Source organism: Streptomyces sp. NPDC001848 (genome assembly GCF_042891915.1).
Classification (GTDB): domain Bacteria; phylum Actinomycetota; class Actinomycetes; order Streptomycetales; family Streptomycetaceae; genus Streptomyces.
Genome location: NZ_JBIATP010000004.1, coordinates 418,360 through 445,354 on the forward strand (window position 1 = coordinate 418,360; position 26,995 = coordinate 445,354).

General features: G+C 68.3%; 21 protein-coding genes and 6 pseudogenes. 7 read left to right on the forward strand and 20 right to left on the reverse strand.

Annotation, left to right across the window (positions count from 1 at the left end):
• Nucleotides 1–164 precede the first annotated feature (164 nt).
• From ACFYZJ_RS10905 to ACFYZJ_RS10925, 5 genes are all read right to left on the reverse strand, one after another.
• On the reverse strand, nucleotides 165–1,166 hold the full coding sequence (locus tag ACFYZJ_RS10905; RefSeq protein ID WP_388565414.1) for an SIS domain-containing protein: 1,002 nt from the start codon (nucleotides 1,164–1,166) through the stop codon (nucleotides 165–167).
• Nucleotides 1,167–1,261: 95 nt separating this feature from the next.
• Nucleotides 1,262–2,107, reverse strand: a complete 846-nt coding sequence (locus ACFYZJ_RS10910) for an ABC transporter permease (RefSeq protein ID WP_388565417.1) — start codon at nucleotides 2,105–2,107, stop codon at nucleotides 1,262–1,264.
• Entirely contained in the window at nucleotides 2,104–3,015 is a 912-nt protein-coding gene (locus ACFYZJ_RS10915) for an ABC transporter permease (protein ID WP_388565419.1), read from the reverse strand. The genes ACFYZJ_RS10910 and ACFYZJ_RS10915 overlap by 4 nt, the downstream gene beginning before the upstream one ends.
• Nucleotides 2,979–4,250, reverse strand: coding sequence for a spermidine/putrescine ABC transporter substrate-binding protein (locus ACFYZJ_RS10920; protein WP_388565422.1), 1,272 nt, complete (start codon nucleotides 4,248–4,250; stop codon nucleotides 2,979–2,981). The genes ACFYZJ_RS10915 and ACFYZJ_RS10920 overlap by 37 nt, the downstream gene beginning before the upstream one ends.
• Before the next feature lie 16 nt (nucleotides 4,251–4,266).
• Entirely contained in the window at nucleotides 4,267–5,460 is a 1,194-nt protein-coding gene (locus tag ACFYZJ_RS10925) for an ABC transporter ATP-binding protein (protein ID WP_388565425.1), read from the reverse strand.
• 232 nt (nucleotides 5,461–5,692) lie between these two features.
• Between ACFYZJ_RS10925 and ACFYZJ_RS10930 the strand changes: the two genes are divergently transcribed.
• Nucleotides 5,693–6,796: a LacI family DNA-binding transcriptional regulator gene (locus tag ACFYZJ_RS10930; RefSeq protein WP_388565427.1), complete on the forward strand. Its 1,104-nt coding sequence runs from the start codon at nucleotides 5,693–5,695 to the stop codon at nucleotides 6,794–6,796.
• 169 nt (nucleotides 6,797–6,965) lie between these two features.
• On the opposite strand, the pseudogene ACFYZJ_RS10935 reads toward ACFYZJ_RS10930, so the two are convergent.
• Nucleotides 6,966–8,058: pseudogene (locus ACFYZJ_RS10935) on the reverse strand (integrase core domain-containing protein).
• Nucleotides 8,059–8,436: 378 nt separating this feature from the next.
• On the opposite strand from ACFYZJ_RS10935, the gene ACFYZJ_RS10940 reads away from it, so the two are divergent.
• A complete protein-coding gene (locus ACFYZJ_RS10940; RefSeq protein WP_388565430.1) occupies nucleotides 8,437–9,225 on the forward strand; it encodes an SAVMC3_10250 family protein in 789 nt (262 codons plus the stop codon).
• Between the two features lie 3 nt (nucleotides 9,226–9,228).
• Here the strand turns inward: ACFYZJ_RS10940 and ACFYZJ_RS10945 are convergent, their stop codons facing one another.
• From ACFYZJ_RS10945 to ACFYZJ_RS10965, 5 genes and pseudogenes are all read right to left on the reverse strand, one after another.
• Nucleotides 9,229–9,861, reverse strand: a complete 633-nt coding sequence (locus tag ACFYZJ_RS10945; RefSeq protein ID WP_388565432.1) for a hypothetical protein — start codon at nucleotides 9,859–9,861, stop codon at nucleotides 9,229–9,231.
• Between the two features lie 233 nt (nucleotides 9,862–10,094).
• A complete protein-coding gene (locus ACFYZJ_RS10950) occupies nucleotides 10,095–10,421 on the reverse strand; it encodes a hypothetical protein (RefSeq protein WP_388565435.1) in 327 nt (108 codons plus the stop codon).
• A 10-nt stretch (nucleotides 10,422–10,431) separates the two neighbouring features.
• Nucleotides 10,432–10,950, reverse strand: a pseudogene (locus ACFYZJ_RS10955) (transposase); the annotation flags it as partial.
• A gap of 128 nt (nucleotides 10,951–11,078) precedes the next feature.
• Nucleotides 11,079–11,531, reverse strand: coding sequence for a transposase domain-containing protein (locus ACFYZJ_RS10960; protein ID WP_388565594.1), 453 nt, complete (start codon nucleotides 11,529–11,531; stop codon nucleotides 11,079–11,081).
• Nucleotides 11,517–11,844, reverse strand: a pseudogene (locus ACFYZJ_RS10965) (IS110 family transposase); the annotation flags it as partial. The gene ACFYZJ_RS10960 and the pseudogene ACFYZJ_RS10965, both read right to left, overlap by 15 nt.
• A 200-nt stretch (nucleotides 11,845–12,044) precedes the next feature.
• Here ACFYZJ_RS10965 and ACFYZJ_RS10970 point away from each other — a divergent pair.
• Nucleotides 12,045–13,661, forward strand: coding sequence for a flavin monoamine oxidase family protein (locus ACFYZJ_RS10970; protein ID WP_388565438.1), 1,617 nt, complete (start codon nucleotides 12,045–12,047; stop codon nucleotides 13,659–13,661).
• Between the two features lie 200 nt (nucleotides 13,662–13,861).
• Here ACFYZJ_RS10970 and ACFYZJ_RS10975 read toward each other — a convergent pair whose 3' ends face one another.
• The 3 genes from ACFYZJ_RS10975 to ACFYZJ_RS10985 form a co-directional block, all read right to left on the reverse strand.
• A complete protein-coding gene (locus ACFYZJ_RS10975; RefSeq protein WP_388565440.1) occupies nucleotides 13,862–14,233 on the reverse strand; it encodes a hypothetical protein in 372 nt (123 codons plus the stop codon).
• A gap of 603 nt (nucleotides 14,234–14,836) precedes the next feature.
• A complete protein-coding gene (locus ACFYZJ_RS10980; protein WP_388565442.1) occupies nucleotides 14,837–16,780 on the reverse strand; it encodes an ATP-binding cassette domain-containing protein in 1,944 nt (647 codons plus the stop codon).
• Nucleotides 16,777–17,670, reverse strand: a complete 894-nt coding sequence (locus tag ACFYZJ_RS10985) for a phosphotransferase enzyme family protein (protein WP_388565445.1) — start codon at nucleotides 17,668–17,670, stop codon at nucleotides 16,777–16,779. The genes ACFYZJ_RS10980 and ACFYZJ_RS10985 overlap by 4 nt, the downstream gene beginning before the upstream one ends.
• Before the next feature lie 878 nt (nucleotides 17,671–18,548).
• Here ACFYZJ_RS10985 and ACFYZJ_RS10990 point away from each other — a divergent pair.
• Nucleotides 18,549–19,211 (forward strand): annotated as a pseudogene (locus ACFYZJ_RS10990) (IS256 family transposase); the annotation flags it as partial.
• A 132-nt stretch (nucleotides 19,212–19,343) separates the two neighbouring features.
• On the opposite strand, the gene ACFYZJ_RS10995 reads toward ACFYZJ_RS10990, so the two are convergent.
• On the reverse strand, nucleotides 19,344–19,811 hold the full coding sequence (locus tag ACFYZJ_RS10995) for an SRPBCC family protein (protein WP_388565448.1): 468 nt from the start codon (nucleotides 19,809–19,811) through the stop codon (nucleotides 19,344–19,346).
• Between the two features lie 124 nt (nucleotides 19,812–19,935).
• Between ACFYZJ_RS10995 and ACFYZJ_RS11000 the strand changes: the two are divergent.
• Nucleotides 19,936–21,137: pseudogene (locus tag ACFYZJ_RS11000) on the forward strand (IS3 family transposase).
• A gap of 115 nt (nucleotides 21,138–21,252) precedes the next feature.
• Nucleotides 21,253–21,669: a hypothetical protein gene (locus ACFYZJ_RS11005; protein ID WP_388565451.1), complete on the forward strand. Its 417-nt coding sequence runs from the start codon at nucleotides 21,253–21,255 to the stop codon at nucleotides 21,667–21,669.
• Nucleotides 21,670–21,685: 16 nt separating this feature from the next.
• On the opposite strand, the gene ACFYZJ_RS11010 is transcribed toward ACFYZJ_RS11005, so the two are convergent.
• A complete protein-coding gene (locus ACFYZJ_RS11010; protein WP_388565454.1) occupies nucleotides 21,686–22,318 on the reverse strand; it encodes a M15 family metallopeptidase in 633 nt (210 codons plus the stop codon).
• Nucleotides 22,319–22,475: 157 nt separating this feature from the next.
• Nucleotides 22,476–23,366: an aminoglycoside phosphotransferase family protein gene (locus ACFYZJ_RS11015; protein WP_388565456.1), complete on the reverse strand. Its 891-nt coding sequence runs from the start codon at nucleotides 23,364–23,366 to the stop codon at nucleotides 22,476–22,478.
• Between the two features lie 221 nt (nucleotides 23,367–23,587).
• On the opposite strand from ACFYZJ_RS11015, the gene ACFYZJ_RS11020 reads away from it, so the two are divergent.
• A complete protein-coding gene (locus ACFYZJ_RS11020; protein ID WP_388565459.1) occupies nucleotides 23,588–23,992 on the forward strand; it encodes a nuclear transport factor 2 family protein in 405 nt (134 codons plus the stop codon).
• A 64-nt stretch (nucleotides 23,993–24,056) separates the two neighbouring features.
• On the opposite strand, the gene ACFYZJ_RS11025 is transcribed toward ACFYZJ_RS11020, so the two are convergent.
• From ACFYZJ_RS11025 to ACFYZJ_RS11035, 3 genes and pseudogenes are all read right to left on the reverse strand, one after another.
• Nucleotides 24,057–24,891 (reverse strand): IS5 family transposase gene (locus ACFYZJ_RS11025; protein ID WP_388565462.1). Its coding sequence is split into 2 segments (ribosomal slippage): nucleotides 24,057–24,545 and nucleotides 24,547–24,891, totalling 834 coding nucleotides; the frame shifts between segments, so codons are not numbered across the junction.
• A 145-nt stretch (nucleotides 24,892–25,036) separates the two neighbouring features.
• Nucleotides 25,037–26,317, reverse strand: coding sequence for an IS701 family transposase (locus tag ACFYZJ_RS11030; protein ID WP_388565464.1), 1,281 nt, complete (start codon nucleotides 26,315–26,317; stop codon nucleotides 25,037–25,039).
• Nucleotides 26,302–26,948 (reverse strand): annotated as a pseudogene (locus tag ACFYZJ_RS11035) (transposase family protein); the annotation flags it as partial. The pseudogene ACFYZJ_RS11035 and the gene ACFYZJ_RS11030, both read right to left, overlap by 16 nt.
• Between the last annotated feature and the right edge of the window lie 47 nt (nucleotides 26,949–26,995).

Sequence of the window (26,995 nt, forward strand, 5' to 3'; positions counted from 1 at the left end):
CACCCCACCCCCGCCCCTGTCGGGCCCCCCCAACCGCGTTATTAAAAACATCCCCCCCGGGGGGGGGCGGGGCGGGGGGGGCCCCCCCCCCCGCGGGGGGGGGGGGGCGGGGCCCGGCCCCCCGCCACGTCGGGGCGGATGGACGGCGGTGGGACGGCGGGCGGTCAGTAGTCCATGACGCGGTAGTAGCGGCGCAGGTCCAGGGAATGGTCGCGCACCCGCGCCAGGTGCTTGCTGACTCGGTCCATCACGGTGTCCATGACCAACGGTGCCAGCAGACCGCGGAACTCGGGGCTGATGCCGTCCAAGGGGTGGTCGCGGGTGTCGAAGACGGTGACGTCCTTGGAGACGCGGCGGGCGAACGCCTCGGCCCGGTCGGTGAGCGCGCGGGTCTCGTCCTCGCCCTGGAAGACGATCACGCTGGTGTCCTCCTCCAGCAGTTCCAGCGAGCCGTGGAAGAACTCGGCGCTGTGCACCCGGGTGGTGCGCAGCCACTGCATCTCCTCGAGGATGCACATGGAGTACAGGTAGGTGAATCCCCAAAGGTTGCCGCCGCCGATGAGGAAGTGGTAGTCGGTGTCCTTGTGGGCCTCGGCGAAGTCGGACGCCGCGGGCTCGGCCCGGCGGGCGACCTCAACCAGGATGCGGGGCAGGCCTGCGAGTTCGTCGGCGAGGCGGTCATAGCCCTCGAACTCGTTCCGCCTGGACAGCAGTCGGCCCATGAACAGCAGCATCTGGACGTCGAACGGCCAGGCCTTGGGTGCGGAGACCAGCGCGGTGTCGACCCGCTGGGCGATGGGGGAATCGGGGTGGCCGGTGAAGCCGATCGTGTGAGCGCCCCGTTCCTTGCAGTAGTCGATGGCCTTGATGCTGTCCTCGGTGGTGCCGGAGACCGAGGTGAAGACGGCGGCAGTGCGCTCGCCCAGGCGGGCGTCGCCGGAGACGACCAGCTCTGCGGCGACGGCCGCTCGCACCGGCAGCACCGAGGTGCGCCGGGCCAGGTGCTCGTAGGGCCACATCTGCGCGTAGGTGCCGCCGGCGCCCACGAGGAGGACGTTGTCGTAGCCCTCGTCCACGAGACGGTCGACGACCTCCTCGATCCGGGGGCGCAGCGCCAGGAGGCTTTCGGTCCGGGCGACGAACTCGGCTTCGTTGAAAGAGAGCACGGTGATGGTTTCCTTTGAAGGGGGCGGTGTCCGCACCGGCCGCGGCGGGCCGGTGTGCTGAGGGGCGCGGGTGCGCGGGAGGCGGGGGTGCGGGGTCAGGCCGCGCGGCGCCGGGAGAACAGGACGTTCGCGCCGGCGACGATCAGGCCACCGACGAAGATCAGTGTTCCCATGACGTTGACCTGCGGGGGCACACCGGTACGGCTGGCGCTGTACACCCACAGCGGGAAGGTGACCGTCCGGCCGGCGTTGAAGCTGGTGACGACGTAGTCGTCGATGGACAGGGCGAAGCACAGCAGGGCGCCCGAAGCCACACCAGGCAGCAGCATCGGCAGGGTGACCAGCCGGAACGCCGTCCACGGCCCGGCCCCCAGGTCCCGGGCCGCCTCCTCCAGAGTCGGGTCGTGCCCCGCCATGCGGGCCCGTACGGTGATGGCCACGTACGGGATGCAGAACGCCACGTGGGCGAGGAGGATGGTCCAGTATCCACGGGGCACGCCGAGGACGATGAACAGCGACAAGAGGGCTGCGCCCAGGGCTATTTCGGGGGCGGCGATGGCGGCGAACAGCAGCAGGTCCACGGAGCCGCGGCCGCGGAAGCGGTGGCGGCCCAGGGCCAGGCCGATCGGGGTGCCCAGCAGGGTGGCGACGACCGTGACGACCAGCGCGAGGGTGAGGCTGTTGACCAGCGCCGAGGTCAGGTTGGGGATGGCGAACAGGTGGCGGTACCAGGTGAGGGTGAAGCCCTGCCAGGTGAAGTTCACCTTGCTGTGGGTGTCGTTGAAGCCGAACAGGACCATGACGGCGATCGGCAGCAGCAGCCAGGCCAGCACCAGCCAGGTGTACACGGTGAGCGTGGGGCGGCGGCGCGGGCTCCGGCCGGCGCGGGGTTGGGGCGCCGCGGCCGTGTCCTGGGCGGGGGTGACGGTTTGCGTGGTCATCGCGCGGCCACCTCCAGCACGTCCTCGGTGCCCAGGGCGCGGGCGTAGGCGAACACGGCCAGCAGCAGGGCGCCCATGAGCACGAAGGACAGGGCGGCGGCGGCCGGGTAGTCGAGGTTGGTGAAGTACTCGGTCTGGATGATGTTCCCGATCATGGTGGTCGAGGGGCCGCCGAGGATGCCGGCGTTGACGTAGTCGGCGGAGGCGGGCACGAAGGTCAGCAGCACGCCCGCGAACACCCCGGGCAGGGACAGCGGCAGCACCACGCGCCAGAAGGTCTGCGCCCGGGAGGCGTACAGGTCGGTGGAGGCCTCGATCACCTTGGCGTCCATCCGCTCCAGGGCCACGTACACGGGCAGCACCATGAAAGGGAGGAAGTTGTAGGTCAGTCCGCCGATCACCGCGTACGGGGTGGCCAGGACGTGGAAGCCGGCGGGCAGCAGCCCCAGGTGCTTGAGCGGGCCGAGCAGGACGCCGTTGTCGGCGAGCACCACGTTCCAGGACTGGGTGCGGATGACGAAGGAGACGAAGAAGGGCAGCAGGAGCAGGAAGAGGAACACCGACTTGTGCCGGCCGGCCCGGAAGGCGATCCAGTAGGCCACCGGGTAGCCCACGAGGGCGCAGGCGGCGGTGGCCGCTGCGCCGTAGAGGAGGGAGCGGACGAGCTGCACGTGGTAGGTCTGCACCACGGTCGCGTAGGTGTGGAAGTGGAAGGTCTGGCGGAAGCCGTCGATGAAGTCGCCGGTCTGCAGGGACAGCGACACCATGACGATCACGGGCGTCACGAAGAAGGCGGCCAGCCACAGCCAGCCGGGCAGCACCATCAGATACGGGGCCAGCGCCGCGCGGGGCCGGCGCCGTCGGCGGCGGGTCAGGACTGGTAGATCGGTTCGAACAGCGCGTTCCACTGCTTCTCCTCCGCTTCGTCGAGCACCCGCAGGTGGCGCAGCTTGGATTCGTCGTCCTTGGTCGGGAAGACCAGGGGGCTGGTGCTCAGGGAGGCGAGCAGAGTTCGGCGCTTGCCGGTGGCGGCGGCCGCGTCGTGCGCGATGGCCGACCGGGCGGCGGGGACGGGGCAGACGAACTGCACCGCCTCGCTGATCCTCGCGGCGACCTCGGGCCGGTAGACGTAGTCCATGTAGGTCAGGGCGTCGACGGGGTGGGCGGCAGTCGAGGGGATGCAGAGGTTGTCGGTCCACAGCAGTCCGCCTTCGTCGGGGATGACGAACTCCAGGTGTGAACCGCTCTGGTTGGCCTGGAAGATGTCACCGGAGTACACCAGCGAGGCGTACAGGTCACCGCGTTGGAGGGAGGACTGGTAGGTGGTGGTGCTGTAGGAGCGCACCAGGCCGGCGTCGCGCTGCTTGCGCAGCCAGGCGGCGGCTTTGCGCCAGTCGGCGTGGGTGGACTTCTCCGGGTCGACGCCGATGGCGAGCAGGGCGATGTTGCCCATCTGCACCGCGTCGTTCCACATGCCGATCTTGCCGCTGAGCTTCGGGTCGAGCAGGTCCTGCCAACTGGTGATCCTCCGGCCCACCTTGGCCGGGTCGTAGCCGATGCCGGTCATGCCGGACTGCCAGGGCACGGTGTAGACGTTGCCGCGGTCGAAGGAGGAGTTCTTGAACGCGGCCCCGCCGTACCTGGCGAAGTGGGGCAGGCGGCTGTGGTCGAGTGGGGCGAGGTAGCCCAGTTCGATGTACTTGGTCAGGTAGCTGTCGCCGCCGACCACCATCAGGTCGTAGCCGATGTCCTGTCCGGAGGCGAACTCCGGCTGGATCTTGCCGAACCAGGAGGCGCTGTCGTCGATCACCTCCTCGTAGGTGACCTTGATGCCGGTCGCGTGGGTGAACGCCGCCAGGGTGGGGTGCCGGCTCTGGTCGGCGGGGTCGGTATCGATGTACTGGGTGTAGTTGGCGAAGCTGAGCCGGTCCTTCTTCTTCCGGCCGGTCCAGAAGTCGCTGACGGCGGCGGCGATCTCGGTGGGCGTGCGGGGCACGGGCTTGCGGGCGCCCGGCACGCTGCACGCGGCGAGCGGGGCCAGGGCGGCGGCGCCGAGTGCGGCGCGCAACAGACCGCGCCGGGAGCAGCGGCGCTCGGTCAGTCCGCGCAGCCAGGGCGCGGGAGGTGTGGGCTGCAGGGGCATGGTGGTCGACCTGTCGTCAGCTCGGGGTGAGGGAACCGGAGTCGGGGGCGATCCGGCCGGCGGCGGACGTGGCCGGTACGGTGGGTGGGGCGCCCAGGGGGTAGGAGTGGGCGGTCGCCCAGGACAGCCAGACGGTGTCGCCGCGGGCCGGTACGACGGACGCCGTGCCGTCGTTGGGCTGGAAGACGGTCATCTCCGCACCGGCGCTCGTGGCCACCGTGTAACTGGTGGAGGTGCCCAGGTAGACCACCTCGCGCACGGTCCCGCGGACGCGGCTGGCGGCGCCTGTCGGGCCGGTGGTCATGGTGATCTTCTCCGGCCGTACCGTGAGCCGGACGTCCGCTCCGGCGCCGGGCGCGGCGGACACCGGGACGGTGATGCGCTGTCCGTCGTCGAGGTCGATCACCCCGCCCTCGGGTCCGGTGCTGGTCAGACGCCCGCTGATCAGGTTCGAGGTGCCGATGAAGCCGGCGACGAACGCGGTGGCGGGCCGCTCGTAGACCTCCTGCGGGGGAGCGACCTGCTCGATCAGCCCGCCGTTCATCACCGCGATCCGGTCCGACATGGTCAGCGCCTCGGCCTGGTCGTGGGTGACGTAGATGAAGGTGAGGCCCACCTCGCGCTGGATCCGCTTGAGCTCCAGCTGCATGGACTGGCGCAGCTTCAGGTCGAGCGCGCCCAGCGGTTCGTCCAGGAGCAGGGCGCGCGGGCGGTTGACCAGAGCCCGCGCCAGGGCCACGCGCTGCTGCTGGCCGCCGGAGAGCTCCCGGGGGCGCCGGTCGGCCTTGTCGGCGAGTTCGACGGTGTTCAGGATGCGGTCGACCCGGTCGTGGATCTCGTCCTTGGGCACACGTCGGCGGCGGAGCCCGAACGCCACGTTGTCCGCGACGCTCAGGTGCGGGAAGAGCGCATAGGACTGGAACACCATATTGATGTCCCGCCTGTTGGCCGCGACACCGACCATGTCCCGGCCGTGCAGCAGGATCTGCCCGCTGCTCGGCTCCTCGAACCCGGCGATCATCCGCAGGGTGGTGGTCTTGCCGCAGCCGGACGGCCCGAGCAGGGAGAAGAACTCTCCGTCGCCGATGGTGAGGTTCACCCCTCGTACCGCCGCTGTGTCGCCCACGCCGCCGAAGTCCTTGACGACGTCGACGAGGGTGATGGCCGGGCCTGCGGTGGCCGGTGGTGGCGAAAGAGTGTCGGTTGCCATCGCGGAGACCTCCGGAGTTCGGATGGGGGAGAAGCGGGCGGCCGTCGGGCGGGGCGCGGGGACGGCCGTCCGGAAGGCGGCGGGCGGATGCGTTCCGGCGAAGATTGATAACGTTACCAACGCGGTCGTACCTTACCCACGGCCCGACGCCTCGCGTCAATGGTTGAATGGCGCTGAATTCCACCGTCCCCTTCCCCCGGAGTTCGCCGGGCCGACATGGAGAGAGCCGGGCATGCCCCCAGAAGCGCACCCGCGGCGACGCGTGACCATCCCGGACGTCGCCCGGCACGCCGGTGTGGGACAGGCGACGGCCGCACGCGTCCTCGGTGGGTACGGATCGGCGAGCGCGGCCACCCGGGAACGGGTGCTGGCCGCCGCCGCCGAGCTCGGCTACAGCACCAACGCCGTGGCCCGCAGCATGATCAGCGGCCGCACCGACACCCTCGGAGTGGTCGTCGCCGACGTGGAGAACGCCTACTTCGCCCGCGCGGTGCGCGGCATCGCCGACGTCGCGGCAAAGGCGGGACTGCAAGCCATCCTCGCCAACAGCGACGAGGACAGCGAGAAGGAGAAGGCCGCGGTCCAGCTGTTCATCGAGCGCCGCGTGGACGGACTCGTGGTGGCACCGGCCGCCACCGACGACGAACACCTCGCCCGGGCCGTCTCCGCCGGCATCCCGGTGGTGCTCCTCGACCGTGTCCTCACCGGAGCCGCACTGGACACCGTGGTCGTCGACAACCGGGGAGCGGTCAAGGCGGCGGTGACCCGGTTCACCGACGCCGGACACACCCGCATCGCGGTGATCACCTCGGCCATGCCCGGCGACGACGGCGCGCGGCTCGCGCCAGGCGCCGACATCTGGACGACCACGGAACGCGTCGCCGGCTACCGCCAGGCCCTGCGCGCGGCCGGCATCCCGCGCTCCGCGGAACTGATCCGGCACACCGGCTACGAGCGAGCCTGGGCACGCTCGGCCGTACTGGAACTGATGACCTCCGACAACCGCCCCACCGCGCTGTTCACCACCGACAACGTGGCCACGCTCGGCACCCTGGACGCCCTGCTCGACCTCGACGCCCGCATCCCCGGCGACGTCTCGGTCATCGGCTTCGACGACGCGGAGTGGACCACCCTCATCCGGCCGCGGCTGAGCGTGGTCAGCCAGCCCGTGCAGGAACTGGGCGGACTGGCCGCGGACATCCTGATCCGCCGCATCAACGGAGCCACCGCCCGCCCCCGCCGACACACCCTGCACACCACCTACATCGACCGCGAGTCGACAGGCGCTGCCCCCACCCACGTACGACGCCTCCGCGCCCCGGCGAACCACCCGTAGAACGACGACGGCGCCCACCGCGCCCGCCGATCGGCCCGCTCTCCCGCGGCCGGCGTCACGCCGCGGGGACGCCCGGTGCGCGGCTCTTTGTACGGGCTGGGTCGGCCTGCCGGTTGGCCGATCGTGGCCATCGGCACAACTGCGGGTGCCGATTAATCATCCGGCCTGGTCAAGCCGCATGTTCGTACTCGCGTAGGGTTCCACCCGGGCCGGTCCCGTCGGCGCACCTCCAAGTGCCCGCTCGTCTCCGGCACGCTGATCGATTCGGGTAGCGGGCGGAGCGGAGCGGCTTGCTTCAGCGTTCGGTGTGGCCGGTGCTGGTTGTAGTGGGCCTCGAACTCCCGGAGTGCGTGCAGCCGGTGGCCCCGGTTCCAGATCAAGGTGCGGTCGAGGAGCTCCCTGCGGCAGGTCTTCATCCACCGCTGAGTGAGCGAGTTCATTCTAGGTATCCGGATGCCGGTGGTGACGACCTTCAGTCCCACGTCGGCGAGCAGGGCGTCGAAGGCGGCCGTGACCTTTGAGTCGCGGTCGCGGATGAGGAGCTCAGCCTTGCTGCCCGCGTCCTCGAGGTCCATGAGGAGATTGCGTCCGAGCTGGACGATCCACTGCGCGGTCGGGTGTGCCGTGGCGCCCAGGATCCGGATGCGCCTCGTGGCGTGCTCGATGACCGCGAAGACGTACAGGCGCGCGCCGGTCAAGGTGCGAATCTCGAAGAGATCGCAGGCGAGCAGTGCGTCGGCCTGGCTGCGGAGGAAGTCGGCCCAGGTCGTGTGCTGTCGTTCGGGTGCGGGCGGGATGCCGTGCTCGCGGAGGATCTCCCAAACAGTGGATGCGGCGACCTTGATGCCGAGAGCCGTGAGTTCACCGTGGATCCGGCGATATCCCCATGAGGGATTCTCCCGGGCGAGGCGCAGGACGAGAATGCGGATCGAGCGGACGGTGGGCGGGCGGCCGCGGCGCTTGGGCACGCAGGCCGCAGCGTGGCGTCGCTTGAGAAGGTCACGGTGCCATCGCAGGATCGTGCCTGGACGTACCAGCAGCAGGAGGTGCCGCAGCTTGTCCATCGGGAGGTGGTGGAGCAGGCCGGCGAGGACGGCGCGGTCGGCGGCGGTGAACGTGGGCTTGCCGACCTGACGCTGCAGGACCAGCAGTTGGTGGCGCAGCGCCAGGATCTCGATGTCCTGGTAGCGGTCGCTCAACGACAGAAGGCGCAGGAGTGCCAGGGTGTTGGTCGCGGCGAGATAGGCCAAGCGCAGCAGCACGAAAGAATCATGATGGTGTACGCGCCTGTGCATGTGAAGAGACCGGGGTTGGCTGGGGCACGGCCACAGACCGGCGGTCAAGGCCGCGATCTGGGCGGATGATTTATCGGCACCCGCAGAGCCCATGGCGTTCCGCCTGGACCTCACCGACGCACTGCGGCCGTCGTCCTGACCGGCCCTGACCCGGCCTCACTGGCCGGCGTACGCGGCCCCGCCCCGGACCGGGGCGTCACCGTCCTGCTGCGAGCATTTTCGAACCGCGTACGGCCGCTACCACGGCAGAGTTCATGGGATGCTCATGCTCTGGCGACCTTGACCGGCGGGGCTCGAAGCCGAGGGGTCCACAGAGCCGCCGGGGCGGAGTGATGGAGGAGTGCTGTGGATCTGGTCTATGTGTCGGAGCGCAAACTCTACGGGCGCCTTGGCCTGCGGCCGCCGACAGTGCAGAAGGGCCTGCAGGCCTCGCTGAAGGTTCCGCCGCTGATCGAGGTATCGGGAAGCCGGAGCTGGGAAGGGGCAGCTGAACCCATCGCCTCGCATGCACTGGTGGAGAAGGCGCAGCGGATCATCGAGCGACGGTTCACCCCGGTGCCGTTCACCACCGAGAACTTGCAGGTGAATCAGTGGGTCAGTTTCGACCTGGACATGGCCCAGGTAGCCGTTCACGAAGACAGTGGTGCACCTCCAGAGGATGTTGCCCTGTTTGTCGGGCAGGTCCCTGCAGGGACGGCCGGCCAACCGCGCGATCTGGGGCTCATACTGTGTGGTTCGGTGCAGCATCTGCGTACGCGGGTGTGTGCACATGGCCGGATGGGCTCGGACACCACATGGCTGCACGATCTGATTCTCGAGGTCGAGCGTCGCGAGGAGAGCGGGCTGAACGTGATCCCGGAGTTCCTCAATGATCTGATGCCGCACCGCCGCAGCGAAGCGCTCATCGAAGACGCAGCGTTCGGGGTGCATGGCTGGATCCAGAGAAAGTACCCGCCGTCCACCCGGGGACGTCTGCAAGGACACGCAATCGTGTTGATGGACATTGACCGTCCGCGGCTGGTTCACCGGCTGGTGGTGGCGACCCCCTTGTACGTGCGGGCCGTGCACGAGTCGGCACCACAGGGGCGCAGGCGGATCCTTCCCAGGATCCGCAGAGGCACCCGTACTCCCTGACCCTCACGAGGATTCGTTCACAGCCGGCGGCGGGGCCATCAGGTCCTTGCGTACCTGGCCCTTAATGTCCGCGACGAGGGAGTGCAGTTCCTGCCAATGCTGCCAGCACCCTTGATCGGACCGGGAAGGCGTCGGGACGACACCGGAATCGCCCTGCAGCATCGTCAGCCGGTGATGTGTAACGAACTGGGCGTATGGCCCGTGCAGTTCGCGGATCTTCCGCAACACATCCGGGCTCCAGTAGAACTCGGCTGCGGCTGTGCCGGCGGGCGGCGAGACGACTTCCCAGGGCCGGACACTGATGAGTGCTTCGGCCTTGTCCCGCATCGGCTGCTTGTCCGACATGGCCCCGAAGTAGATCTCGTCGAGGGTCTGGCCCAGGCGGTGAAGCCAGATGCCAAGCGCTTCGTAGCTGCTCTTCAGCTCCTCGCGCGACCGCCTGTGCGCATCGATCTCCCGCTGAACCTCCTGTTGACGTTCGAAGAGCCGTCGACTGTTCTCGAAGTGCCGGTCCATCAGTTCCAAATGGTGCGTTGCACCTCGAGCAGCGACGATGTAGCCGATACGGGTGCCCATCGCCAAAGCGAGGAACACGGTGATCAGGTTGGCTATCAAAGACACGGAGTGGTCAGTCACTCGGACAGTGTCCACAGCACCTGTGGCGCGCGCAGGAACAATAATAAAGCAGGCGGAATACAGCGCTGTTCTTGCGGCGGGTGGAGGCGGGGGAGCGCCTATCGGGCTGCTGATCTGGGTCAGCGGGTCGCTGTGTGTGCCATAGCGCAGCCGCAACGCGTCGGTGTTAGCGATCCGATGGACCTCTCCCTCGTGGCATGGAATAATTGTCAATACCTGTGGATCAGCGGCTCTCAGCATCGAGATGATCTGAGCCGGGTGAGTCCTTCGACCGCCGAGAGCTCAGTGTTGAGGGGTTCGGTGGAATCCGGTGATGTGACGAGGAGGAGTACGGACGCCTCGGGATACTCGTCCTCGTAGAGATCGTCTTCGCCGTCGTCTCCGGGAACGGCGTTCGGCTGGACGTAGATGCGGGTGGTGTCGGCGAGGGTGGCGAGGAAGTAGATGCCGAGGTAGTCGCTCTCGCGTTCGGTGAAGGCCACCGTGAGTCGGCCGGCGAGCAGGTCGGACAGCTCCCGGGCCGTGTAGGTGTTGGTGCCGTAGATGTCGAAGGCGGTCATCACATTCTCCTCAGGCCGCGGTGCGTTCGAGCAGCTGGCCGTTCTCGAAACGGGCGCCTGCGCGGACGAGTGGCACGAGGTGGGCGCCGGTGATCGCACGCCAGCGCGTCTGGGCAGACTCGACGAGCTTGAACACCATCGCCAGGGCGGCGGCCGGGCTGCCGGAACCACGGGTGACCTTGGTGCGGAGCTTGACCGTGGAGAACGTCGACTCGATCGGGTTCGTGGTCCGCAGATGGATCCGGTGCTCGGCCGGGAAGTCGTAGAACGCCAGAAGCTCCTCCTGATCGTCGGTGATCTTCGCGACGGCCTTGGGCCACTTCGCGCCGTAGGTCTTCGCGAACGCCTCGATCGCCTTCTCGGCCTGCACGCGGTCCTCGGCGTTGTAGATCTCCTGCATCGCCTTCGCCGCGCCCGGCTGTGCGGACTTCGGAAGGCAGTTCGTGACATTGCGGGCCTTGTGGACCCAGCACCGCTGGTGCCGGGCAGCCGGGAACACCTCGGCCAGCGCATTCCACAGCCCCATCGCTGGAAGCAGGTGATCTCGTTGGTCTTCTCGCCCACGTCGAGCTGGGCCAGCGTCACCAGCCTCACCGCCGAACAGACCACCCCCGCCGACCTCGCGAACCTGATCCGCGACCACTTCCGTGAAGACGATCAGTTCCGCGATGCCCAGCAGCAGCCCCAACAGCTGTCCCTGTTCGGCGCGGCCGAGGAACTCACGGACGACCAGATTGACCACAAGAGTTCCGTGCTCCGGCCCAGCGGCCGGGCCACAGCCCGAAACAGCTCTCGCATCACCGGCCAGGCCAGCCGCTGCCTCGCCCGTGTCAGAGAGGACTTGTTCACCCCGGCCCACGGCCGAAGCGTCGGCTCGCCGGCCCTCACCAACCGCAAGACCTCCAGGTAGTCGGCCTGCGGAAACAGGCACAGTGCGAGCACGAAGTACACCGTGAACCGGGCCGACAGCACACGCCGGCGCTTCTCCGCACACCCGACCTCGGCAACGACCCGATCCACCAGCTCAGCAGGACACGACCGAGTCAGGATGCCTAACCCCAGCCGCTCCAGACGCGACACCGACACCGCATGGCCCAACACCACGCACACCGCAAAAGCAACGGCCATTGTCGAGGTCAGGACTGGGAGGGAGGGTGAGGCTCCAGCAACTGTTCCGATCTGTGTTTCCGGGGCTCGTCGCTGATTCTGGACGGCCGCGAGCGAGCGGGCCAGGGACGGGATCACGGCGTCGAGTGTGCCGGTGCCCGGGACCACGACGGTTTGCTCGTCGACCGTGTCGAAGACGTCGTCGATCAGCCGTTGGGCCCTGCGTGGCGCCTGGGCGGGATCACCTCAACCAGCTTGCGGCGCCCGGCTTTACGCAGGGCGGCCGGTGACCGTAGCGTTCCAGCAGGCGGGTCACGAGTGCGCGTTGTCCGTTGTGTGTGCCTTGGTTGTGGTTGCTCGTGCCCACGCGACGGAGTCGCATATCGATACGGCCCCGCGTCTCTTCGGGGCGCGAGCTGGTAGAAACGTGTGGGTTACATCAATAATCCATGGACCGTAACCGGCCATTGGGAGGCTTCCTCGGTCTTCATTCAAGATCGAAAGGGAGGCCCCGTCATGGCACAGTCTCAGGTCGGGCCCGGAACGAGTCGCCGAGCGTTCCTGCGCCGCGTCGGTGTCGCCGGTGGCGCCGGAGCCATGTTCGCTACCATGGGGGCCCTCGGCCTCGCGCCCACGGCCGCCTACGCGGCGGAGAAGGAGGCGTCCTTCCAGGCGCCGCGCCGCAGCGACTTCACCCTTCAGGGACGCGGCGGCAAGCCCGCCAGAGTGGTTGTCATCGGAGGCGGCATCGCGGGTCTCACCTCCGCTTACGAGCTGGGGAAGGCCGGCTACGACTGTACGATCCTCGAGGCTCGGGACCGCGTCGGCGGCCGAAACCTCACCATCCGCGGCGGCGACAGCCTCACGGACATCAACGGCGTCAGCCAGACGGCCCGCTTCAGCGAGGGCCAGTACATGAACGCGGGGCCGGCGCGCCTCGCCCAGTGGATGGTCACCCTCGACTACTGCCGCGAACTCGGCGTACCGATCGAGGTCTTCACCAACACCAATGCCAGCGCGTTCATCTACAACCCGGGCAGGGGCATGACGAAGCCGGTCCGGTACCGGACCGCGAAGGCCGACGTGTACGGCTACGTCTCCGAGCTGCTCTCCAAGGCGACCAACGCGGGTGCCCTCGACGACGAGTTGACGGCCGACGACAAGGAGCGGCTGCTAACCTTCCTCAAGAGCTACGGCTCCCTCGGCGCCGACTACACGTACACCGGCACCGAACACCGCGGATTCACCGTCGACCCCGGCGCCGCCGGCACGCCCGGCGAGGAACTCGGCGGTGTTCCGTCGCTGTCGGACGTCTTCGCCTCCAACGTGGGCCGCTACTTCTCCTTCGAGTTCGGTTACGACCAGGCGATGCTGATGTTCCAGCCGGTCGGCGGCATGGACCAGATACCCAAGGCTTTCGCGCGCGCCATCGGGCACGAGAAGATCCGCACCGGCGCGGCCGTGACCGACATCAAGAACACCACGGAAGGTGTGGTCGTCACCTACACCCAGGACGGCCGTACCCGGGTGGTCGAGGCCGACTACTGCATTGCCACCCTGGCACCGCACATCCTTGCGAAGACCCCGCACAACCTCGGCACCGAGGTGCAGACCGCGCTCCTCGCCGTGAAGCCCTCCAACGCCTCCAAGATCGGCCTCGAGTACAAGAGCCGCTGGTGGGAGAAGGACTTCAAGATCTTCGGCGGTATCACCGAGACCGACATGGACCTGGACCACATCTGGTACCCGTCCTATGGCCACCTCGGCGACCGTGGCCTGATCATCGGCTACTACAACACTGGTGCCCACTCGGACGCGTACTCGGCGCTCACCCCGGTCGAACGGCTGGAGCGTGCCGTCGCGCAGGGCGTCATGATCCACGGCGACAAGTACCGTACCGAGCTGGCTGCTTCCTTCTCCCATCAGTGGAAGCTAGCCCCGTACCTCGAGGGGGCCTGGCACTCGATGCCCGGGGGCCCCGATGCTCCGGCGTACGCACCGCTCAACACGGCGCAGGGCAACGTGTACTTCGCCGGTGACTACCTGAGCTACCTGGACGCCTGGCAGCACGGAGCGATCTCCTCGGCACGCAAGATCGTCACGGAACTCCACGCGCGCGTGCTGGCCTCCTGACACCGCGTGTGACTCCGCCGGTTCACTCCCGCCCGAGTCACACCCGGGCGGTGCCGTGGACGGCCCCCGGGGGAGTGGGAATGACCCGCTCCCCGGGGGGTGATCGAGGGGAACACGAGGAGGAGCGGTCACAGTGCTTGAGCCGCAGCGTGCGCAGGGCGTGTCCCGCGGACCGAGCCCCGGTGGCGTCTGCGCCGCGGTCAGCCGGAGCAGCGGTGGCTGCTCGGCGGAGCGCATGGCGAAGCAGGACGCTCCAGCAGGTCGGCGACCGCCTGGGAGGACTTCCACTCGCGCAGCGACAGCTCGGCGTGCCGCCAGATCTCGTCGCTCAGCTCGGTGATCGAACGGCTGTTGGAGGTGATCCACGTGTCGGCGGTGGACTTCGCGGCGGTTTCGCCCGCGAGACCGGTGGGCGCCTGGTAGTCGACGGGTGAGACACCGGTGCGCTCGTCATGGCCCAGCGTCGCGGCGAGCACGGGGTCGGCCTGCAACACCACGGCCGTCGTCGCGGTCGCGCCGAGACCGAACATCTTCAGCAGGCGCCGACGGCCGACAAGGTTCGGTTCGTTCACCGCCCAGCACCGGGACGCACGCTTCCGTATTTGGTCGATTTCCCTGCCGGGCGGCAGAGTTGACGGGGCATGTGTGGCCTCTGTCCACGCCCGGAGGCATCACTGGCATACATGAGACACGGTGGGGGCTAGACCCCAGTAGGTAAAGTGATCATTAGCGAGGTGGTTCACAAGTGATGTCAGTACGACTGACTCTACAACTCACCTCTCACCCTCGGCTCCTGGGTGACCGCTCCTCTGCGAGCCTTTGCCCGGCGGGTGCGGACCGGCGTCCGATTGCAGCCGCCTCGACGGCGTCGACCACCGCACCGTGCTCGCGTACCAGATAGGCGGCGTGCCTACCCAGGCCAGAGCACAGATCGAGGACCCGCCGGCCGGACAGGTCGCCCAGGACCTCGACGCCGGGGCCACTTGGCCAGAAGCCCCAGGCGATGCGGTCCGCTTCGGGGACGTCGGTGCCTCGCTGGAGATGGTGGTGGCCGTACGCGGTCCATGCCCTGCTGTTCGCTACTTCGTGCTTTGAGCCGTGCATGATGCTCCTGATCAGACGGGAGGGAACGAGGGGCCGTGCCGAGCCGCAGCACGGCCCCGTGGTGCGGACTGTCAGCGGTCTTGTGCGAGCGCGTGCAGCTCGCCGAGCAGACTGCCCTCGGTGGCGATGAGGTCCTCGAATCGACCCTGCTCGCGGATCCGGCCCCGGTCGAGAACAACGACCCGGTCAGTCATTTTCACGTTGTCAAGCCGGTGTGTGACCACGATCGTGATGCGGCCCGGCGCCATCGCGCGCAGCTCATGGAAGATCGCGTGCTCGCCACGGGCGTCCATCTCGCTGGTCGGTTCATCCAGGACCAGAACAGCCGGCTCACGGTACATCGCCCGACCGCACGCCAGGCGCTGCCACTGCCCGCCGGACAGTTCGTGCCCGCCCCACACCGATCGGGCCAGCAGAGTGTCGAGTTGGCCGGGTAGCGCGCGTAGCGCATCACCCATGCCGACCCGCTCCGCAACCGCCCAGACCCGGTCGTCGCTGTGCTCCTGAGGCTGGCCTAAGGTGATGTTCTCCCGTGCCGCCAATGGCCAGTGACCGTTCTTCTGTGGGACGAGACCGACATGCCGCCACACGGATTCCGCGTCCGCGGTGGCCAGATCGGTGTCGTCCCACAGGACCGCTCCCTCGCTGGCCGTGGTCAGCCCGGTAAGCAGCCGGATCAGCGTCGACTTGCCAGCGCCGTTCTCGCCGACCAAGGCGACGACTTCGCCCCGGTTGAGGGTAAGCGTGACCGGATGCAGCGCCGGGGCGTCCTTGGACGGGTAGGTGTAGCCGGCGCCCCGGAGACGGATCTGCTGGGGCGCCTTCACCTGAGCGGCGCCCCGATCCGAGGTCATGGACCGGACCTCGTCGACGAACTCGTAGTAGTCGCTGAGGCAGAGCCCGTGATGGAACATGACCGCGCCATACCGGACGATCGAGTTGAGCGCGCGCCCCGCGGTCTGCGCAGCGACAACAGCGGTGCCCGCGATCGCGGCCGACATTGCGCCCTCCAGGACCAGCGCGGTAAGCGAAGCCCACATGCCGAGCGTGAACAAGCCGGCCAGCGAGGCGGCGAACAGGGTCACGAGCAGGTAGGGGCGAGCGCCCTCGAGTTCCCGTCCCTCCACCCGCTCGCACATCGTCCGGTACCAGAAGTGCAGATACGGCCTCATGGTGTTGGCGCGCAGTTCGTCGGCCAGATCCGCGGTGGTCAGCCACCAGCGCATCATGCCTCTCACATTGCGGGCGGAGATGGTCCGGTCGTGGACGCGGTAGTCGATGCGAGCGGCGATCACCCCGCCCAGGCCCCGCGGGATCACGGAGAGCAGGAGCACGCCCAGGAGCAGCGGATGCAGGGAGGTGAGGACCGTCGCGGCGGAAACCAGCTGAACAAGGCCGTTGGTGAGCGTTTTCGCGTCGTCGGCGAGGTCGACGGCGCGCAAAGCACCGATCTCCGCGGCCTGGCTGCGGTCGGTGAAGCCTTCAGTGTCGTAAGCGGAGAGCTCGGCGCGCATGTGCAGGTCGACCAGGGTGAGGTCGGCGGCCGAGGCGATCTTCGGGTTCAGACGTCGGGTCGCCCAGTCCGCGAGGATCCACATGGTCGCCCCCATAGCCATCGCCACCACCGCGACGGTCAGCGCCGGCAATGCCTGCTCCAGCCCCTTGTGCGGATCGGATGAGGTCAGCTTCGGCAAGGCCCTGGCGACCGCGGTCAGCATCACCGCCGTTCCCACGCCGGACAACAGCTGGCAGACGACGATGGTGATCGCCATTCTCCTGTCGACGGACCAGGCAAGCCGGGCTGTCTGTGCCAGTGCCATGGGGATCCGCCGAGCCATATCCCACAACGTCGCGTCGTCCATGGCCCGCCGGTGCTTGCGCCCGTTGTAGTCCAGTTCCGGAGGCGCGGCCGGCTGCGGAGACCCGGCCCGGGCCGCTGGGACGGCCACCGTCTCACCGGCGTCGGGATCCGCCTCGACCACAGGTGTCACCTCGTTGTCCCGGGGCGACGTCATGCGAACACCCCCGCCATGAGCCGATCCAGGGTGCGCCGTCCACGCGCGGTGACAACGGGATCGTTGTGCGCGGAGCCCCAAGCCATGCAGCTCACCGCGTCCAGCGCCGCCAGCCCCTTCAGCGCGTGCCGCTCCTCGGGCAGCAGGTCACGCCCATAGCCTTGGATCCACGCAGCGCGCAGGGCGGGCCGATCCGCCCAGATCCCGCAGCTCATCAGGACGAAGTCCTGCACCGCCGTCGCGAACCGCGACCGCTCGAAGTCGATCCACCCGGCATGCCCCAGGTGCTGGGACCATAGGAGATTGCGGGGCCAGGCGTCGCCGTGAATGAAAGCCAGCGGCAATGGTGGCAGATCGTGCAGCTGCTCGGCGAGGCCACGCACCAGCTTGTGCTCCGCCGACGTCAGCCGGTCACCGACCTGTCGCAGGTGTTCGTCGGCGCCGTCGGCGGCGGACGGCAGCGCCTGCTCGGCCTCAACGCGACGGGGGCCGGAGAGGTCGCCAGCCGCGTGCAGCAGAGCCAGTAGAGCCCCGCCTTGCCGGTGAGCGCGGAGTTCCTCGGCGGTCGACATGCTCAGCTGCTTGAGCGGAGTTCCGGGGACGGCGGTCAGCAGCAGGGCTAGGTGCTCGGCGCTCGAGGCGCGCAGCTGTGGTGCGCGGCCGGCGCCGAGTGCAGGAACGGCGTGACGCAGGGCGAAGGTCTCCCGCTCGTACATCCGAGGATTCGGCGAGACCTTCAGGTAGAACCGCAGGCCCCCAGCGCGGCTAAGGGCCCAGACACGGGAGTTCTCGCGCTGGTGTGGGGCGTCCTGGGCAACGGACACCTCTGCGCCGAGTTCCTTGGCGGCCCAGGCGAGCAGGGCCGGGGAGGGCATGGTCGAGTCGGTCATGCACCCCACCTCGTAGACGGTCGTGATGCGGATGCGAACAGGGCGCGTCGGGCAGCAACCAGGCGTCGGAGTGCGGTCGGGGAGGCTGCCTGAGCCGGAGGGTTTTCGAACGCAGGCTGAAGGGCGGTGAGTACGAGCACGGGATTCACGGGTTCTCCTCGGTAGGGGAATCGGGCAGAGCACACCGGACAACGTCCCTGATCACGGGACCGATACGGGTGGCATCGAGCGAACGGTCGATTGAAAGTTCGACGCATGACGCGACGGGCAGGCGCTGCGGGCTTGCGTGCATGGCACCGGCGCGTTCGATTCACTCGTCAAGGGGACGGTGGCTGAGTGGTAGCCCGAGCGGGGGATTGCATGACGGCGTCGGCTGCACCGGTCTCCTTCGGCAAGGGGTGGACGTGGACTGCGGACGGCACCCTCGTGCACGCCACTGACAATCAGCGGGGAACGGGACTGTGATCCGGACAATCCGAGCGGGCACTCCGCCGACGGACCGACGGAGGTTGCCCCGTCGCTGGCCTGGGCCGAAGCCGGAAGAAAGGATTCTCGGAGCGCAGGACAGCGTCCCTTAGTTGAGCGGGAGACGAGATGGCTTGATCTGAGCCCACTTGGCCGCGACTTCGTTGCAGACCCGGGTGCCGAGACTGCGCATGGGCGGGCCGGCGGCTAGCATCAGCACCTCCGCCGCCGGACGTCGACGCTTCGGCGGACGCCCTGAGGGCCGCTGCCCGGGCCGCAGCCCTCGGGTCGGGAGGAGCAGCACGACCCATTCCCGCCCCACAGACTCGGCTCGAGGTCAACCGCAGTCCGCGGCCCGCTCCTGGCAGAACCGGCGGGGGCGGTCCCCACCGCCCGCCCGACCACGGCGAGCTGTCCGGCCCATGCGGGAGAAAGTGCTGATCGCCATGAACGACGGCTACCGCGAATCGGCCGACTCCTGGGCCGACCTGCTGCGCGACTGCCAACGCCGCGGGATGCGCTCCCCCGTCCTGGCGGTCGGCGACGGGGCCCTCGGCTTCTGGAACGCCGTGGCCGAGGTGTTCCCCGAAACCCGGCATCAGAGGTGCTGGGTCCACAAGATCGCCAACACTTTCGACGCGCTGCCGAAGTCCGCGTAGCCCGGGGCGAAGAAGGCCCTGGAGGAGATCTACAACGTCGAGGACCGCACCCACGCCCTCAAGGCCGTCGCAGCGTTCGACAAGAGCTACGGCGCAAAGTGGCCCAAGGCGGTCAAGAAGATCACCGACGACGTGGACGAACTGCTGGCGTTCTACGACTTCCCCGCCGAGCACTGGATCCACCTGCGCACCACAAACCCCATCGAGTCGACCTTCGGCACCGTCCGGCTCCGCACGAAGGTCACCAAGGGCGCCGGAAGCGCGGCCGCGGCCTTGGCGATGGTCTTCAAGCTCGTCGAGTGCGCCCAGGCACGCTGGCGGGCCGTGAACGCACCCCTCGTCGTCGCTCTCGTCCGCGCCGGAGCCCGCTTCGAACGCGGCCACCTCGTCGAACGCCCCGAAGCCCACGCAGCCTGAACAACCTCAGCAGTTCCGTCGATTTTGGCAATTACTCAGCCATCGTCTGACGGGATGCGCGCGATGACGGGTGTGAGTGCTCGACCGCTTCCTCTGACGACGTGGCCGGGCCCGGGGCACAGCCGCCCCGAGTCAGTCCACCGCTTCGACGTACGACGCCAGGTTGTCCAGCGAGGAGGCAATCCCGGCCTCGTGGACCGCTTGGTCGATGCCGGGCGGCACGTCCGTGGCGGTAACGGCCACCTCGGTCCCCTCACCAGTGGCAGCGAGGTGCCACGTCATCGTCATGGTGCCCGCGTACGACGGGTCGTCAGCCTGGAACACTGCCCGCTGCACGATACGCTCCGGCGGCACCAGGGCGGCGAACCCGACGTCGACGACATCGGTCGCATCTGACGTCTTGCCGGGGCTGTCAGCGGGGTCGAGGTACGTGAGGACCATCCGGAACCCGCCACCAGGCCGGGGATCCCACCGCTCGACCCGCCCGCGCATGCCATCCGGCGGCAGCCAGACCTCGAGGGACTCCCGGTCGAGGAGGGCGCCGTAGACGGTCTCCGGTGGTGCCGCGATCACCCGGCTGGCGCGGTCTGTCCTACCCATGTCCAGATTCTAGGACTGAGGTTCCGCCAGGCCCATCCTCATCAACCGACCCACTTAGGGGCCTTGACCCTTGATCCTGGACACACGAGACACTGGATCCTGAGGATCAGAGAACGGACATCTCGTGGTCATGAAGAACTATCCGCCGCAGTTCAAGGCGGACGCGGTCGCGCTGTACCAGTCGCGGCCCGAGGCGACGATCAGGCAGGTCGCCGCCGACCTGGGAATCAATCCCGAGACCATTGCGGAACTGGGTCCGGGCAGCCGGCGCGAGCCGGCCGCGGGGACGCCGGGCGGAGGTGCCGACCGAGCCGCCGACGCCGTTGGAGGCGGAGAACGCGGCTCTGCGGAAGAAGGTCCGCGAGCTGGAGGAGGAACGCGAGATCCTGCGGAAGGCGGCGAAGTATTTCGCCGGGGAGACGCGCTGGTGAACCGCTTCCAGTTCGTCGCCGACCATCAGCGCCGTTACGGCGTGAAGCGGCTGTGCACCGTCGTGGGCATCGCCCGCTCCAGCTTCTATTACTGGCGGGCGACGGCCGCGGATCGGGCCGCCCGGCAGGCGGCCGACGCTCGCCTCGCCACCCGGATACAGGCCGTGCACCGCGAATCGGACGGCACCTACGGTGTCCCGAGGATCACCGCCGAGCTCCGCGAGGACGGCGAGCGCGTCCATCACAAGCGGATCGCCCGCGTGATGCGGAGCATCGGCCTGGCGGGCGTGCGACTGCGCGCAGACACCGCACCACGATTCCGGACCCGGCCGCGGCAAAGGCCCCGGATCTGATCGGCCGCGATTTCATCGCCACCGAGCCGAACACGAAGTACGTCGGTGACATCACCTATCTCCCCGTGGACGGCGGGAAGTTCCTCTGTCTGGCCACCGTCATCGACCTTGCCTCACGCCGTCTGGCCGGCTGGGCGATCGCGGACCACATGCGAACCGGTCTCGTCATCGACGCCCTGGCCGCCGCCGAGCGCACTCGCGGCAGCCTCGCCGGAGCAGTCCTGCACACCGATCATGGCGCCCAGTACACCAGCCGGGCCTTCGCCGACGCCTGTCGCAGGGCTGGTGTCCGCCAGTCCATGAGCGCGATCGGCAGCTCGGCGGACAACGCGCTCGCCGAGTTGTTCAACGCGACGTTCAAACGCGAGACTCTTCAGGGCCGAAAGCACTGGTCCAGCGAACGCGAGGCCCGTCTCGACGCGTTCCGCTGGCTCAACCGCTACAACACCCGACGCCGTCATTCCCACCTCGGACAACGGAGTCCCATCGCCTACGAGACAGCACTCGACACGACATCAACTACCCTGCCCCAAGCCGCATAGCTCGTGTCCAAGATTCCGGGTTAAGGCCCCGCCCTTCTGGCAAGGGGGTAAACCGCGGCTCGACCGACTGGCGATCCTGGCCGGGCACTCCAAAGTGCACCTCGCACGATCCCTGGTGGACCCGACGAGCCTGCTGGTCAAGGTCCGGCCCGCCGGCCACGATGAAAACGAAGATCCCCAAGCACAGCTGTTCCTTCAGATCCGACGCTTCGCAGAGGGAAGAGGGCGCCCGCTACGCAGAGTGGCAGCACGCTTTAACGCCTCCCGAGCAACGGTCCGACGCGCCCTCAACGCGCCAGAGCCGTCCCCGGAGAATGTGATCCGGCGCCGACCTCCCACGGTCATCGAACCGATCAAAGTCCTGATCGATCCCATGATCGACGCCGGTCTTCTGCCCAAACAGATCTGGGACCGTCTCTACGACGAACACGGCATAGCGGTGACCACACTGATGCCGATCAGCCGCTACGTCCACAGCCGGAAAGCGTCGGTGTCTGAGGTTCGCGATCACCCGGGGATCATGAGCGAGTGACGTGGCATGGTGGGAGTCAAATGGGTCCGTAGACGGCGGCAGGAGCACCGGTCATGAGGGCCCAATAGCGGTCCCCATATGACCAGTGCCACCACTCGCTCGGATAGTTGACGAAACCCTCCTCGCGCAGGCACTGGGCCAGCAGGTTGCGGTTGTCCCGCGCGGTCGGCGACAGACCCGGAGCGTCGAAGGGACACCACCTCTCATCGCCCGTGCGGTGTCCGTTTACCGCACCGCCCATGTCCAGTTCCACGCCATCCGTGTCGATGAGCGTCAGGTCCACGGCCGCTCCGGCGCAGTGCGGGGCCACCTCGACTGGGGAGACAAAAGCGCTGGCCTGGCGCCGAAGCTCTGCCGGGTCACTGATGCCCGCACGGCGAAGGCGATCCTCATACAGTGCGAACCGACGGGCCTGCTCGGCCGGGCTGCGATGGCCCTCGATCAAAAGAAGCCTGATGCCGGCGGGGAGCCTCTCAGAAGCTGAGCGCAGGCGTTCGAGCACGCCGGTCCTGACTCGTCCGTATGCTCCGCGCTCGTCCCGTTCTCGCGGGTCCAGTGTGACGGCCGGAACGGCGGCGATGTCCGCAAGGGGTTCACCGCAGTCTGCCACCGGGGTGTCGATCACTCGTGGATCACTCAGCAAGATCATGTTGAGCGAGCCTAGCGCCTCGGACCACAGCTACGCGGGCAAATGAGTCGGGCCCCGGACAAAGCCGCGGCATCGCGGTGCGCGCAGCCCCCGCGACGCGCGAGACCGGACGGATGGGAGTCGGTTGGACCACTGAGGCTCACCGCTTCGCGCCACATCAGCCTCTCAGAACACGATCGAGCGCTGCCCGGCCAGCGGGTCCCCACGTCGGCTTGCCGCCAGGAAGGCCCCGGTCTCCGGCCTGGCCCATCAGCATGAGGAACAGGCTCTTCAGGGCGGCCAGCCCGCGGGCGCGCCGGATCGTCCCCGCGTCCGCCTGCGCATATACGTCGAAGAAGCGTGAGGCGGAGCCAGCCGGAAGGATGACCCATGCGGCAGCGAGGTCCCACGCCGGATCGCCAGCGAACATGTCACCGAAATCGATCACGCCCGAGAGTGTCCCGCCCGAGACGACGACGTTGGCCGGATGCAGGTCGCCGTGCACCCAGAGCCGCGGCCCCTCCCACTCGGGCGCCGCGACGGCGTCGTCCCAGACGGCCCGGACATCGTCGGCGAGGTCGTCGGGGACGACGGGGAAGAAGTGGTCGAAGCCGTCCGTGCACTTCTTGGGGTGGTCGCCGCGGTCCTCACTGATCGGCGCGTCAGCGGGCGCCTCCACGTGGAGTGCCTTGAGGAAGCCCGCCAGGGTGTCGGCCGCGTGGTCGCCGCGACTGATCGAGGAGTAGTCCAACGGCTCACCGGGAACCCACGTCATCACGGTCCAGTGCTTGGGGAAGCGCGCGGACGGTTCGCCGAACCGAACCGGGGTCGGCACCGGGAGCGGCAGGCGCGGGGCCAGCACGGGCAGCCACCGCCGCTCCTTGAGCTGGAGCTCCGGGGTGGGGTCCATGCGCTGCATACGCACGGCCAACTCGTCCCCGAGGCGCCACATTTGGTTGCCCCAGCCGCCCGCCACCTCACGGATGGCGAGCCCTGCAAGGTCTGGATGCTGCTCCTGCAGCAGGTCCCGGACCAGGTCTGCGGTGATTTCGATCTCAGCGTCGGTCATGCGAGGCCACAGTACTGGGGCAGGGGGAGCGGCCACTCAACCTTCGCTGAGAATGCTCAACCTTCGGTGCGACAGGTCATCACTCGACGCCGTTGCCACGGTGGACGGCTGCCGCCCTCCGATCCGGCCAAAGGGAGGACCTGGCTGCCCAGGCCCGGCTTGCCCTCAGTCGGCTGTGGCCCGGAGCGCCTAGGCTGTCACCGCTACGGAAGGGCGGTGCCATGGATGTTGACTCCCGGACCAGGGCCGCGGTCGAGGAGCATTGGCGGGCCTCGGAACGCGGGGACACCGAAGCGGAGCACGCCATCTACGTCACGGACGCGATCCTGGACTACCCGCAGTCAGGCGAGCGGTTCCGGGGCCGAGCGGCGATCTCGGCGCAACGAGGCGGGCACCCGGCCGACCGACACTTCACCGTCCAGCGGATCACCGGCCATGCGAATCTGTGGGTGAGCGAATGCCTCATCACCTACGACGGTGTGCCTTCGTACTCGGTGAGCATCATGGAATTCGCTGACCAACACGTGATGCACGAGACGCAGTACTTCGCCGACCCCTTCGGCGCGCCGGCCTGGCGGGCCGCGCTCGCGGAGCGGATGCCGGGCCGGACCATCGCCGGAGCCTGATTCTTGGCCTTGCTCGGGTCGGCCGGGTGACGAGCCTGTCACTTTGTTGAAGTTCCAAGAACTCCTATTGCAAGGGCTTCAAGCGCCTCCAGCAGATGAGCGCGCATGCGAGGGTGAGGAAGGCTTCGTGGATGTCGTCGCGGATCTCCCAGCGGATCCGCAGGCGACGGAACCAGTGCAGGTGGGCGAACGCACGCTCCACAACCCAGCGTTGAGTGCCGAGTCCGGAACCGAGCTCGGTGCCGCGCCGGGCGATCAGTGGTTTCACGCTGAGGTCCCAAACCAGCCGGCGGTACTTGTCGTGGTCGTAGCCGCGGTCACCCAACACCACGTCTGGGCGACGCTTGGGCCGACCTCGCTTGCCACGCACGGGCGGCACGGCTTGGAGGAGCGGGATGAGCTGAGTGACGTCGTTGCGATTGCACCCGGTCAGGGTGACGGCGAGCGGAATACCAGTCGCGTCGGTGATCAGGTGGTGTTTGCTGCCCGTCCTGCCCCGGTCGACGCGGTTTCGTCCGGTCTTGGGGCCCCCTTTGCGCGCGGATGTGGGAGCCGTCGACGGCAGCTCGGGAGAAGTCCAAGGCATTCGCGTTGCGGAGCTTGGCGAGGAGGACCTCGTGCAGCCGAGGCCAGACGTGGGCTTCGGTCCATTCGGCCAGGCGGCGCCAGCAGGTCATGCCCGAGCCGAAGCCGAGTTCCTGCAGCAGGTGTTCCCAGGCGATCCCGGTGTGCAGGACGAACGGGATGCCCTGGAACACCAAACGGTCTGGATGCCGCTTGCGGCCGGCGTGCCGCATCCGACGTTCGACCTTGGGCAGCAGCGGCTCAATCACCGCCCAGAGCTCGTCGTCGACTTCCCACGGCTTTGGCCGAGCCACCCTGCACCACCCCCGGATCATCAGTCCCGGAGTGATCCAACCACCTTGAAGATCATTTCGTTAGGAGTTCGAATAGGACTCCGTTAGGTCTGTCTCGGTCTTGATGTTGTGTGCGGCCTGCTGGGCAGGGGCTGCTGGCAGGTGGTGCAGATGCCGGTCCAGCACCTCAGGATGTCCTGGAGGGCGTCGAGGATCTGGTAGAGAGTGAGTGCTGCTCGGGTGCTTTTGGGGCCAGGCGTTGTTCGGTGAGGAACGCGTGAGCGGCGGTCACGAGGGTGACGTGGTGGTGCCAGCCGGGCCAGGAACGGCCTTCGAAGTGGTCCAGGCCCAGACCGTGCTTGAGTTCGCGGTAGTCGTGCTCGATGCGCCAGCGGACCTTGGCCAGACGGACCAGGTCTGCGATCGGGGTGTCGGCCGGCAGGTTGGACAACCAGTAGTCGGTGGGCGCCTCGGCATCTTCGGGCCACTCGACCAGCAGCCAGCAGTCGGGCAGGGTGCCGTCCCACCAGGCCTGCTCGGCCGAGGCGGCAGCCCGGACGGGACGCTCGACGGCGTTGCCGGCCGGGCGGACACGCACGGCAGCAAAGCGGGACCGTAACTCGTCGCGCGCGCCCTGCCGCCAGGTGAGGGAGGTGAACGCTTCCTGTCCGAGACCGGCGGCAAGGGCTGCCACCGAGGGTGCGGGCTGACGGTAGCGGGGCTGGGGCCAGCAGCCGACGCGGCCCTTGCGGTCCGGGGCCTCGGGCTTCGCGTCGAACGGGTGGGCGGTCACGTCCGCGCGGACGGCAAGCATGTAGTGGATTTCGCGGTCTGCCAGTGCGGACCGCAGGTGTGCGTTGGTGCCGTAGGCGGCATCGGCCACGACAACCGGCGGCCTCATGCCCCAGCCGGCCAGCGTGTCGAGCATGTCCAACGCCAGCCGCCACTTCTCGCGGTGCGTGACCTCGGGCGGGATGCGAGTGACGGCCCTGCGGCCGGTGTCCGCCGCCCACTCCTTGGGCAGGAACAGCCGCCACTGCAGGGGGCAGGAGGCGGTATCGGTGGCGGCGTGGACACTGACCGCGACCTGGCAGTTGGCGCGTTTGCCCAAGGCCCCGCAGTACTGCGGGGCCACGGCGACCGACATTCTTCCGTCCTTGGGTACCGACACATCGTCGATCACCCACGCCGTCGGGTCGATCAGCGGCAGCATCCGCTCACAGATGCGCCGCTGCACCGGCACCGGATCCCACGTGGACTGGTTCACGAACTGCTGCAGGTTCTGCTCATTGCCGTCCGGCAGCCACGAGGCCATCGCCTGGATCGACTTGCGACGGCCGTCCAGCTTCAGTCCCCGCAGGTAACAGTCGCCCTTGGCCCGCTGATCCTTGCGCGGCACCGAGGCGAACACATCCGCCACGAATAACGCCAACTTCGCCCGGAACCGGTTCACTTCATGCGCGTCCACACACTCATCATGCTCCTGCACTGCTCCTGCTTCCAGTCAGGCAGCTCGCCGCCGGCGGGACGCCGGTGCGGGATGACCCATCCGGTGCCCTGGTAGCCGCCGTCGGCGATGGTGGTCGTCTTGCCGACCGCGGTGGCGGCACCCGACTCAGTCCACGCCTTGCAGTCTTGCGGTTACCTGGAACGGGCCGCCCGACCACGACGACCAGGCGAGTGTCGGCGTCGACGACCACCTGGTGATTGGTCGAGTAGCGATAGTTCTTCGACCGCTCCGCCACAGGGTGGTCGTGGGTCGGCACCAGAGTGCCGTCCACAATGAGCACAGCGTCACGGCGGAACCGCTTGCGCTGATTCAGCGCGAGCAGCGGTCCGGTGTGGTCGGCTATCCGGTTCGCCGCCGACTTGGACACCCCGAACAGTGGCGCAAGTTGTCCCAACGTCAGGTTGGTACGCCAATACGCCGCGACCAGCAGTACCCGATCCTCCAAAGGTAGCGACCAGGGGCCGCCCGGCCGCGCTGCATCGGCTCCCTCGCGTCGCAGTTCGGTGAGCAGCTTCCGGAACGCTCGTGGGCTCAGCCCGGTGAACGGGGTTATCCAGGACGGCTCCGACGCGGTGATGACACGAGGCACCGCGAGATCGTCCCAGACACAGCGCGCTGACCTGAACCCGGCGGAGG